Here is an 11363-nt window from a genome sequence, read left to right on the forward strand (position 1 = left end):
TCAGACGTCTGAAAATGAGGGTAGACCATCATAGAAAAATAGCAGGCTATCGAATTTATAGCCTTTCTCTATCACCGTCCCAAATTCACTCCTTGTGCCGGGTACTGCCAGTATGGGTGCGCCCTCTTCAACAGAGACTGCAAGGGTGACGCACAGTTCGCCAAGGGTTATCCAACGGTTCCCTTCGCTTGGATTTTCAGGAGTGGCTCCTGGAACCGCAGCAATCGCCCTGCATTACCTAACACTAGCAGGGTACTGAGATTGTGCAGCAGCGCGGCGATCATCGCCCCCGCCGCGCCGAGCCAGCCGAAGGCGGCAAAGGCGACGATTGCCAGCGTCCAGCCCAGGCCAATGATCACGTTGACCTGCAATGTGCGCCTGCATTGGCGGCTCAAGCGCACGCAGGTGCCAAGGCGGCGCAGGTCACTGCCGATCAGCACGATGTCTGCCGACGCCAGGGCGATGTCGGCACCGCCTGCGCCCATTGCAACGCCGACCACCCCGGCCTTGAGCGCCAGGGAGTCGTTGATGCCATCGCCCACCACCATGGGGCGGAACCCATGGTCGATTTCGGCCATGACCCGTTTGAGTTTGTCTTCAGGGAGGGCCTGGGCTTGCAAGTCGCCGATGCCGACATCCCGGGCCAGCGTCGTGGCCACGCTCTGGCGGTCGCCGGTCAACAGCAACTGACGTCCCAGGCCCAGCTCGCGCAGCTCGGCCATGGCAACCCGCGCCTCCGGCTTGACGCTGTCGGCCAGCAACAGCCAGGCGAGGAACTGCCCGTCCAGGGCCAGGCCGGCAATCGGGCCGTCGTGCTCCGGGACCGCTGACGTTTGAATGCCCAGTTGTGCAAACAACTCCGGCCGCCCGAGCGCCGCTTCGCCCTGGGCGGTCATCGCGACCACCCCCAACCCCTGGCGCTCATGGATGTCCGTCAGCGCCAGGCAATCTTCCTGTTCCACCAGCCCCGCCAACGCACGACTGACCGGATGACTGCTGGCCGAACCGAGGCTGGCAGCCAAAGGCAGCAGGAACGATGCATGAGCATCCTGGGCATGTTCGATGGATTGCAGACGCAGGACGCCGTACGTCAGAGTACCGGTCTTATCGACAACCAACGACGTCAGGTCCGCCAGTTCTTCCAGGAAGGCCGAGCTGCGGATCAGGATCCCGTGGCGCGCCGCCACCGCGATCCCGGCAATGGCGGTGGCCGGCGCCGACAGCACCAACGCACAAGGGCAGGCGGCGACCAATACCGCCAGCATCGCCTGGGCATCGTTGGTCACGAACCAAGTCACCGCCGCCAGCAACAACACCAGTACCAGGTAACTGCCGGCGTAGCGTTCCAGCAGGCGAGTGATGGGTGGCTTGGAGCGTTCGGCGTTTTGCATCAGGGCGATGACTTTGCCCAGGGTTGATTCTTCGCCGGTCCGGGTCACTTCCAGGCGCAGCAGGCCATCCAGGTTGATCGCGCCACCAAAGACATCAGTACCGACCACAGCCTCCAACGGCACCGACTCACCCGTGATGGGCGCGGTGTCGAGGCTGGCCTGGCCGGATAACACCCGACCATCGGCCGGCACCCGATCGCCAGCGCGCACCTCCACGACATCGCCGGGCTGGAGTGTCGCGTTGTCGACATCGATGATCGAACCGTCGGCCTGCACCTTGCGACCTTGGCTGCGGGTCAGTTGGCCAAGGGCATGGATCGCCTCCTGGGAGCCAATGACGCTGCGCTCTTCCAGCACATGCCCGAAGATCATGATGATCGGCAACAACGCTGCCGTCAGCAGATCGCCGGTGGCCCAGGCACCGAGCATCGCCAGGGCGATGAGTTGGTCGGTAATCCCGTGCAGGCTTGGGTAACGCAAGCTGTACCAGGCCGAACGCATCACCGGCACCGCCACCAACAGCGAGGCGAACCCCAACAGCAGTTGGCTGACACCGCTCTGCTCCGGCGACCAACCGCGCCATACCAGGCCCAACGCGAGCAAGCCGAGGGCGAGCATCGCCAAGGTCAGTTGTCGGGCGGCGATGCGTTGTTCCGTCGAGGACAACATCGGTGCAGCGCTGGTTTGGGCGGTCATTGTCCGGCTCCCTGGATGATCAGGCGGGAATCGTCTTTCGGATCTACCGTGGTCACTGAACCGGCCTGGCGAAGGATGGCAGGCATGCGTTCGCGATACAGGCGCAGCAACATTTGCGGATCGCTGCCTTGGGTCTTCGCCAAGCCGAGCACCGTGGCCGTGTCGGCCGAAGCCTTGGCGAGTCGTTCGCTGGCCTGGGCATGGGCGACTTGCACGGCACGGTCGGCGTCTTGGCGGGCGGCCTGGGTGAGCTTTTCGGCTTCGGTGCGCGCGTTGGCCACGGCTTTATCGGCCTGCTGGCTGGCCGTCAGCACCGCGTTGAAGGCACTGACCGCCGGTCCCGGCAAACTCGATTGCACATCGACCCGCACCACTTCGATGCCCAACCCCTGCCCCGTCGCTGCCAGGTCAGCCAGGCGTCGGTTAAGCCCCTGCACCAGATCGCCACGCAAGCGTTCGCGGCGTTCGGCCGCCTGGTTGTCGCTGCCCATCAGTTCGGGGCGAGCCACCAGAATGGTGTCCAGGTCCCGGGCTGCAGTCAGGGCCACGGCACTGCGGGTCGCCAACCGGTCCAATGCCGGCAGGACATGTTCACCTTGCAAGACGAAGGAATAAGGGTCGGTGACTTTGTAGAACACCCGTACATCCAGTTGCACCACGCCGGCATCACCGGTCAATAAATAACCAGAGCCGGCCAACGCATCGCTGACCGGCGTGGCGAAACTGGCAACACGATCGGCTTGCAGGGCCTCATCCGAGCGCAGCAGATTTTCCACACGCCGCTCAAGCACCCGATCCGCAGCGGGCAGCAAGACCACTTGTTCCACAGGACGAGGCCACGCCAACAAGAGGCCGGCATTCTGAATGCGATCCAAGGCGCCAAAGTGCAGCACCACCGCACGATTCTGCGGATCGATCTGCCGCACGTTGGAAAAGACCCAGGCCAACGCCGCCAGCACCGTGACGGCGTAAAGCGCAAGAAACGCCAGGCGTCCGGCCTGGATCCACGGACTGGATAACTCGTTTGTTCCACGTGGAACCAAACTCATGGCTGTGTTCCACCTTTGCCGTCCACGGAAATTGGACCGTCCACCAGGACACGGAATGGCGCCGCATCGGTGCGCAAAATCAGCTTCGTACCTGGGCTGACAATGGTGCCCAAGGTGTCCAACGAACGGAGCAGGTTGTAGAGCTGCGGGGAGCCCGCGTATGCCCGGCCATAGATCTCGGCCGCTTCTACCCGCGACTGTGCTTCGATATCCGCAGCTTTCACCGTGGCATCGGCTTGCAAGACTCGCGCATCACGTTCTGCGGCGGAACGAATCTGTGCCGCTTCGCGCTTGCCGATGGCGGTGCGTTCGGTGGCGATGGTCTCACGCTCGGCACGCATGCGATCCACCGTCGCCGTCAGCGTCACCGAGGGCAAGGTCAGGCGCTCAACGCCAACTTGCAACACGCGCACGCCATAAGTGGTGAGCAACTGTTGATCGATCTGCTGACGCAGCTGAGCTTCGAAATCGGCGATGCGCACTTGGCTGGCGTCGGTGTTGACCAGGTTCGCCAGGTCAAAACTGGCGGCGGTGGTTTCCAGCGCCGAGCCGACGAAGGTGCGAATCTGCCGTGCGGCTTCGTCCGGTTGGTTCTGCACCGCGCGCATGAAACGCTGCACGTTTTCCGGGTCACCCTGCACCTGCCACGCCACGTAGGCCTGGACGATGATCCGCAGGCCATCACGGGTGCCGACATCCTGCAAGCCGCTGGACGTGGTGCGCAACCGCAGGTCCACCGGGATCGCCGCCTCGAACGGCGCCGGCCAGCGCCAACCCAAGCCAGGTTGCAGCAGCACCCGCGCCGGATTACCGAAACGAGTGATGACCGTGGCCTCCCCCGAGCGCACTTGCACCAGGCTTGCGGCCGCAATGGCAAACGCCACCAGCAACGCCGCCCAACCCATCCGCCGCCACGGGAACGGACCGGCCTGCTGCGGATCGCCATGATGGTGGTGATGATGACCATGGTGATGACCGGCATGGCCGTGATCGTGACCGGCGTGGTCGTGGTGATCGTGTGAAGAGGACTGGCTCAATGGGCAGCTCCTGGCGGGACAGGGTTACGCGGCGACGCGGGGTCTGCCGGCAGCGTGAAGGTACGCAAATCGATGGTCGGCGCGTTGCCGCTGCCGCCCAGGCGATGATCGAGAATCAGCAACCGGGCATTGGCGAGGCCCTGGCTGAGTTGACCCAGGTAATGCTCCAGCACAAAAGCGTGCCCCGCCGTGGCGTAGGCTTTGCGGTCGGCACTGAAGCGCAGGTCAGCGGCCTGGGCAGTCGCGTTGATTTCCCGGGCGGTGGCCGTGGCTTGGTCATGGGCGACGCTGGCTTGCAATTGCGCCTGGTTGGTCTGTTCCGCCGCCGCGCCGCGCTCTCGGGCGATCAATGCCTGCGCGCCGATCTGCGCCGCCTGCACGCCGTGGTAGGCATTGGCCGCACCAGCCGGTGGATGAATCGCCTCCACAACCGTCGCCAGGATTTCCACACCGCTATCGAGCGATTGCAAATCAGCCTGGACGGCGCGACCGATTTCGTCGGCGAGGCTGACACGGTCCGCGCCCAGCAAACCATCCAGCGTGCGCGACGCAAACTCATGCACCAGGATGCGGCTGGCGGTGCTGCGGATCAGCGTCGGCACATCGGCGCTGTTGTAGGTCGCCGCCAACGCCGCGGCGTCGGTCAGGCCGATGCGGTAGACAAAGCGCACGTCCATGTTGACGATCTGGAAGCTCTGCTGGTCGGCACGACGACTGGCAATGACCTGGGACTTGTCGTTCACATGGCTGGCGTCCCACAACCGATTGGCGATTGCCGGCGCCGGTCCCTCCGCCGGTTCAGCCTCGACCACTGCCCGACTCTCCGCGACGCTAGTCGCCAGTTCATGCACAACACCATTCTCGACGTTGAGCACCCTGCCCCACGGCCAAGGCAACGCGACATGCAAGCCAGGGCCGAACACCTCCACCGGTTTGCCAAAGCGCTCATAGATGCCACGCCCCTGCAGCGGCACTTCGTGCACGCCCGTCAACAACCAGCCCACCAGCACCACCAGTGCCAACACCGGCAAAAAAGCCCGGCGCATGTAGCTGAAGGCCCAGATCTGGCGCAGGTCGATGCCAAAACGGTTGTGCAGTTCATGTTGCAAGGCCAGCAACGGTTGCGGCGGCCAGCGCAGCAGATCGGCGATGACACTGCGGCCCAGCAGCGTCGGTTCCAGGGCGTCCCGGCGCGGGATGAATAACGACAGCACCGCACGCAGCAAAAACTCGGCCGCCACCACGCCCGGCAACAGCCCCATCAGCACGGCCAGGCGCATCGGCCAGATGGACGTTTCTGCGGCGAACAACAAGCACAAGGCGCCGAGCACCAGCACGATGATCGTCACCCGCGTCAGTTGCGCCAGCGACGGCGCTTCCGGCCATTCCACGGGAGATTGCTGGGCCAATTGCCGCTCGAATACCAGTAGCCCGAACGCCAACAACAACGACAACACCGCCCCCACACTGGCCGAGACACCGAGGGCCGCAGCCGGCAGTTGCAAATTCCAGGCTTGCTCCAGGCCCAGCAATACCAGCACTGACCACCCGGCCAACCACAACGCAGGCGCACCGATCTGTTTCAGCAGGCCGACTCCGCGAGCGCCAATTCGCTCCAGCAGCCGCTCATACCAACCCAGGTTATCAATAGGCTCGTTTTCCGCAGGCAGGTTATCCACAGCTGGCAGCAGCGCGCTGCTACGCCATTGCGTGACCCACCAGGCCGATTGCAAACCCGCCACCAGCACCAAGAGTCCCGCGCCTTGGCTGACCAGCAAAACCGGCCATAGCGAGTGTGGCGAAAACACCCCGATAAAAAACGCCAATACCAAGCCCAAGCCCGCCGCGCTTCCCAGGCCGAAGGCGATCTGCTTCAAACGGCGCCCCTGAAACGACGCGCGCTGAAAACGCGGCCATTCGGCCACCTGTGCCCCCTCGACATCAAGATCGACTTGCATACCACCCCAGCACTCGTGGCGATCAAAATCTGGGCCCGTGGACAGATGCCACCGACGCTTCGTTATATGCCGTTACCTTATAACGATTCCTGTGAAATTTCCGTTTTGAATTCTTCATGCCAAGGCCTGCGCCGGCCTCTTGACTTAAGCCTTGACCGAAATCTCTGGAAACGCTCATATTACGTACATAATTTTTTATCAGGCCAAGCGGGAGAACAGCAATGAGCAACTACGACGTGATCATTCTGGGCGGCGGGCCCGGCGGGTATAACGCGGCGATTCGGGCCGGGCAGTTGGGGTTGAAAGCCGCCTGTGTCGAAGGCCGAGCCACCCTGGGCGGCACCTGTCTGAACGTCGGCTGCATGCCCTCCAAGGCCTTGCTGCATGCCTCGGAGCTGTACGAAGCCGCCACGGGAGCGGAATTCGCCAACCTGGGCATTGAAGTCAGCCCCACCCTCAACCTTGCGCAAATGATGAAGCAGAAGGACGAAAGCGTGGCCGGCCTGACCAAGGGCATCGAGTTCCTGTTTCGCAAGAACAAGGTCGACTGGATCAAAGGCTGGGGCCACATCGACGGGCCCGGCAAGGTGACCGTTACCGGCGACGATGGCGCCAAGACCGAACTCAGCGCCAAGGACATCGTCATCGCCACCGGCTCGGAACCCATGCCCCTGCCAGGCGTGACCATCGATAACCAGCGCATCCTCGATTCCACCGGCGCCTTGTCCCTGAGTGAGGTGCCCCGGCATCTGGTGGTGATTGGCGCCGGCGTCATCGGCCTCGAATTGGGTTCGGTCTGGCGGCGCCTGGGTGCCCAGGTGACCGTGGTGGAATACCTCGATCGCATCTGCCCGGGGGTGGACGGCGAAGCGGGCAAGACCCTGCAACGGGCCCTGGGTAAACAGGGCATCCAGTTCAAGTTGAGTTCGAAGGTCACCGGAGCCATTCCCTCGGCCAGCGGCGTGCAACTGCAGATAGAGCCGGCGGCGGGCGGCGAAGCACAGACCCTGGACGCCGATTACGTACTGGTCGCCATCGGTCGTCGGCCTTACACGCAAGGGTTGGGGCTGGAGAACGTCGGGCTGAGCACCGACAAACGCGGCATGCTCGCCAACCAGCATCACCGGACCGAAGCGCCCGGCGTCTGGGTCATCGGTGATGTGACGTCCGGACCGATGCTGGCCCACAAGGCCGAGGACGAAGCCATGGTCTGCATCGAACAGATCGCCGGCAAGGCCGCCGAGGTCAACTATGCGCTGATTCCCAGCGTCATCTACACCCGTCCGGAACTGGCCAGCGTCGGCAAGACCGAGGAACAGCTCAAGGCCGAAGGCCGTGCCTACAAGGTCGGCAAGTTCCCCTTCACCGCCAACAGCCGAGCCAAGATCAACCATGAGACCGAAGGGTTCGCCAAGGTCCTGGCCGATGAACGCACCGATGAGATCCTTGGCGTGCACCTGGTAGGCCCGAGCGTCAGTGAGATGATCGGTGAATACTGCGTGGCCATGGAGTTCAGCGCCTCGGCCGAGGACATCGCCCTGACCTGCCACCCACACCCTACCCGCTCGGAGGCGTTGCGCCAGGCGGCGATGAATGTGGAGGGGATGGCGACGCAGATGTAGGGACACGCCCCACTGGCGATAACACCCCCACCTGTGGGAGCGAGCTTGCTCGCGATGGCTGCATTGCAGACGCTACAAAGGCGTATGTAATGGCCTCATCGCGAGCAAGCTCGCTCCCACAATGGGTTATTCAGCTTAGCTGGCCGATATCCGCGCCTTGCGCCGGCGCCGGCTGATCAGCCCCAACGCCACCGCTACCAGCAGCACGGCCCCGCTCACTTCCAGCCAACCCTTGTAAGGTCGCAGCGTCGAGCGTATCGGGTCCAAGGCCTGGGTCACGTAGCGCTTGTTCGCGTTGCTGAAGTCCGGTTCCTGGCATTGATGACCGAAATCCCCGGCCCAATCCACATACGGACCTTCCTTCACATAGCGTTGATACAGCGCGCTTTGCTCCTCAAGGCTGGAGTTGTACCCCACCGCTTTGCACAACACCGCCGCAAACGCCTGGCTGGTATGCGGCAAATGATCCGCCGCCTGGCTCGCCAGCGCCGTGGCGACAAACCGATAGTGATAACGCACGTCCGGCTGCGCCGCGCTGGCCTGCTGGCGTTGCACTTCGCCTTCGGCCACCAGCGGCCCGACCTTCAGCTCAACCGGTTCCAGGCTGTAGTTGCCGCCCAGGCTGGCGTAATCCGGCGCCATCTCATAGCCGAGCAACTCCATGCCCCATTTGCGCGCCATCCAGGACGCATTGAAATAGGCCTCGGCCCGTCGGGTTGGCCACCATTTGGACTCCGCGTCCTGGCGCAATTGCCCATAGGCGCGGGCCTTGTTCTGCAGGTCCGCGTTATCGAAATAAGCCGGTGCCTCATCAAAGCGCCCTTCCCTCAACAACCGACGACCCAGCAGATTGCGCAGGCTCGCAGCCACCGGCAGCGGCACGTAGTTGTCCCGATCCTCCTGGCTCAACGCCGGTGGTGCCGGGACTTGGGCGTCGACGTACTGCTTGAGCTCATCCACCGTCAGCACACGCTCGGCGACTGCGGCGGCGTCGTACCAATAATTGCTCTGGCCGCGATAGAGCTGATCGAAGGCTTGCAGGTAATCGCCGCGCTGCAAGGCCAGGATCGCGCTTTCACCTTCGACCCGGCACTTGGGCTGCACCGACTCGAAGTTCCAATCCGGTGTCCGCCGGCTGCCCCAGGATTCATCGTTCGGGAAAGCCTGGGCAGCCTTGGCATAAGCCGCCGCTGCGGCCACTTTGTCGCCGTCGCGCAAGGCCAGCTTGGCACGCACCCACCAGGCCAGGCCGGTGTCGGCAGCCTTTTGCACAAAAGCCTGGGCACTGGCGTAATCGCCGTGCTGGTAACTCACCGCCGCCAAACGGTCGGCATCGTCCAGGTTGTCCCGGGCGTTGGCTTGCAACAGTTCGAACAGCCTTTTCTCGCCAGAGGGTTCTTCACCGTCCCACCAGCCGACGCGGCTGAGCAGGTAGGCGGTGACCAATCGCTGCACCGCCTTGGACTTGAGCAGCTCGCTCAAGCGCTCATCCGGTTGGGCACTCAAATCACCGGCCAATTGCAGCAACGAGCTGTAGCCCACCGGGGAGCCTTGCAGGTTCTGGATCGCATACAGGCCGATGGCACTGTCCCAATCGTCAGCGGTGTAGGCCACCCGGGCTTCTTCGCCAAGGCTGGCGATGCCCAGTTCCAGCGGATCGCTGAAGCCGGCAATGCTCAACTCGCGGGCCTGGCGAAACGCCGCTCGCGCCTGGTCCTGCAAGACTACAGGGTCGCCGCTGCCGGCCTCGGTGCTCACGGCGAACAACGCCCGGCCGAGGGAATACGCGGCCCATGTGCTGCGCAACCGACGTTGGTCGGCCGGTAACGCCAGCAATTGCTGGAACGCTTCCACAGCGCGCTGATGCTCACCGATGTTGAAAGCCGCCGCGCCAATCGCATACAGGCGCAGCTCATCAGGCAGGTTGGCCGCTTCGGCTGCCACCTGGTCGACATCGGTCAGGGCCCGCAGGCGCTCCACCACCGCTTGCTGCGGCGGGGTCAGGCCGATCTGCTCGGCCTGGTTGCGTTGTTCAACGTAGGACGGCGGGTCGTCATAGCTGTAGTCCGGATTGCGTGTCGCGTCGGTGGCCGGCTTGAGCCCGGCAATCGCCTGACCGAGACGGCTGACCTCGAAGCGAAAGCTGCCTTCGGGTAATTCGGCCAGTGACTGGGCGCGGTTATCCAGCAGGCGCATCGGGAAATCCGGCCCGCAGGCCAGCGCTGGGCCCAGCGGCAGGCAAAGGCTCAGACACAGTAGGTGACGAGGCCACTTACGGGTAAACATTGAAACCTCCTTGGTCAATTTTCGTACAGCGCGCCCAGCCGATTGCCCGTTGGCTGCCAGCAGCCAAGCGGCCTTCCTGAATGCGGGTGAAGGTAAGCAGTCCGGGGGTTTGTTGCAACGTATAACCGGCCAAGGCATCGACGCCGTCACACGCGCCGACAGCCAGCGTCAGGCGCTGGGGCCAGGGGCTGTCGAGATTGCCTTGGTTAACCAGGCGGATATCGTACAAACCACCCTGTTCCCCCCACTGCAACGCCAGGCGACTGTCCAGGCTGTCTCCCCGGGCGACGGCGCCGAGCGTGGTCAGGCTCCACGCCCGTCGGTCGCCGGCCAGCGGCAGGCGAAACCAGATCAACCCAGCGAGATGCTTCGGCGGATCGGCACGCAAATCTGCCGCAAGCCCGGCCACTTGTTGCGGATCGGCCAGCAACTCCCGACGCTCGCCACCGCGATCGATCGGCACTTCGCTTTCCACCACCGGCACGCCACTCTCCTGGGTCAGCAGCGCCACGCCGTACGCCGGCAGGGCCAGATAAAACGGCCGTGTGGTGACGTCGCTCCAACGTTGCGCCCAGTGCCGGGCCTGTTTCGGATCGAACAATCCCTGCCTTGGGTCGCTCACCGCGTGGACCTGCAGCACGCTGCTGTCCACCCTTTCCAGCAACCCCGGCAAGGCGGGGCTGTCGAGCCAGGCCGGTAGCGCGGTAATACTTAGCCGCACATTGGCCGGCAGGGCTTGCCGCAGTTGGCCGAGGAACTTTTCATAAGCCGGCAACCGTGCGTTACCGGCATCGTGGTCGATTTCTACCCCTACCGGGGTCAGGCCTTGGGCTTGCCAATCGCCCAGCACCTGCTGGATCTGCGCGATCACCTCGTCCTGGTCCAAAGCCTTGAGCTGCCCGTCCAGGCGAATCACAGCGATCAGCGGACGGCCATCAGCCTTGAGCAAAGCCGGATCGATCCGCGCACGGCTCCAGCCCGCTCCGGGAAAAGCCTGCAACGCCAGCACCCGCAGGCTGGAGAAATCGCCCTGGCTCTGGCGCAGCGCCGGCTCGTGGGCCTTTGTCCATTGACGCTGCCAGATATACAACTGTTGATCCAGGGCTGGGGGCGGCGGTTGTTCGCAGCCCGCCAAAAGCAACACGGCGAGGGCCAGGGAGAGCCGGAAAAGAAAAGTCATGAAGCCTTACCGCGCGCAAAAGATGTGCAGATTAACGCCGTGCACGTCATTGTGGGAGCGAGCTCGCTCGCGATAGCGGTGTATCAGTCAATCTATAGGCGGCTGAACCAATGCTATCGCGAGCAAGCTCGCTCCCTCAGGGTT

7 protein-coding genes are annotated in these 11363 nt (G+C 63.7%); 1 reads left to right on the forward strand and 6 read right to left on the reverse strand.

Features of this window, described 5'->3' with window-relative positions; genetic code table 11:
* Nucleotides 1-167: 167 nt before the first annotated feature.
* The 4 genes from QMK47_RS00650 to QMK47_RS00665 are packed head-to-tail and all read right to left on the reverse strand — an operon-like array spanning nt 168 to nt 6131.
* Nucleotides 168-2087 (reverse strand): heavy metal translocating P-type ATPase, encoded by a 1920-nt coding sequence (locus QMK47_RS00650; RefSeq protein WP_320389654.1) that lies wholly within the window; start codon nt 2085-2087, stop codon nt 168-170.
* Complete coding sequence (locus QMK47_RS00655; protein WP_320389655.1) at nt 2084-3136, reverse strand: protease modulator HflK; 1053 nt, start codon at nt 3134-3136, stop codon at nt 2084-2086. Before QMK47_RS00655 ends, QMK47_RS00650 begins: the two co-directional genes overlap by 4 nt.
* Entirely contained in the window at nt 3133-4173 is a 1041-nt protein-coding gene (hflC, locus tag QMK47_RS00660) for a protease modulator HflC (RefSeq protein WP_258690076.1), read from the reverse strand. The genes QMK47_RS00655 and hflC overlap by 4 nt, the downstream gene beginning before the upstream one ends.
* Nucleotides 4170-6131 (reverse strand): protease modulator HflK, encoded by a 1962-nt coding sequence (locus QMK47_RS00665; RefSeq protein WP_320389656.1) that lies wholly within the window; start codon nt 6129-6131, stop codon nt 4170-4172. Before QMK47_RS00665 ends, hflC begins: the two co-directional genes overlap by 4 nt.
* 221 nt (nt 6132-6352) lie before the next feature.
* On the opposite strand from QMK47_RS00665, the gene lpdA reads away from it, so the two are divergent.
* Nucleotides 6353-7753 carry a dihydrolipoyl dehydrogenase gene (gene lpdA, locus QMK47_RS00670; RefSeq protein ID WP_258690078.1) on the forward strand — a complete coding sequence of 467 codons (1401 nt, stop codon included), beginning with the start codon at nt 6353-6355 and terminating at the stop codon, nt 7751-7753.
* A 135-nt stretch (nt 7754-7888) separates the two neighbouring features.
* Here lpdA and QMK47_RS00675 read toward each other — a convergent pair whose 3' ends face one another.
* The gene (locus QMK47_RS00675) at nt 7889-10039 is read right to left on the reverse strand and encodes a hypothetical protein (RefSeq protein ID WP_320389657.1); all 2151 of its coding nucleotides are present in this window, start codon (nt 10037-10039) and stop codon (nt 7889-7891) included.
* Complete coding sequence (locus tag QMK47_RS00680; protein ID WP_253470519.1) at nt 10026-11219, reverse strand: DUF3142 domain-containing protein; 1194 nt, start codon at nt 11217-11219, stop codon at nt 10026-10028. Before QMK47_RS00680 ends, QMK47_RS00675 begins: the two co-directional genes overlap by 14 nt.
* Nucleotides 11220-11363 lie beyond the last annotated feature (144 nt).

This window comes from Pseudomonas sp. P9_35, from assembly GCF_034008205.1.
GTDB classification, from domain to species: Bacteria; Pseudomonadota; Gammaproteobacteria; order Pseudomonadales; family Pseudomonadaceae; genus Aquipseudomonas; species Aquipseudomonas kilonensis.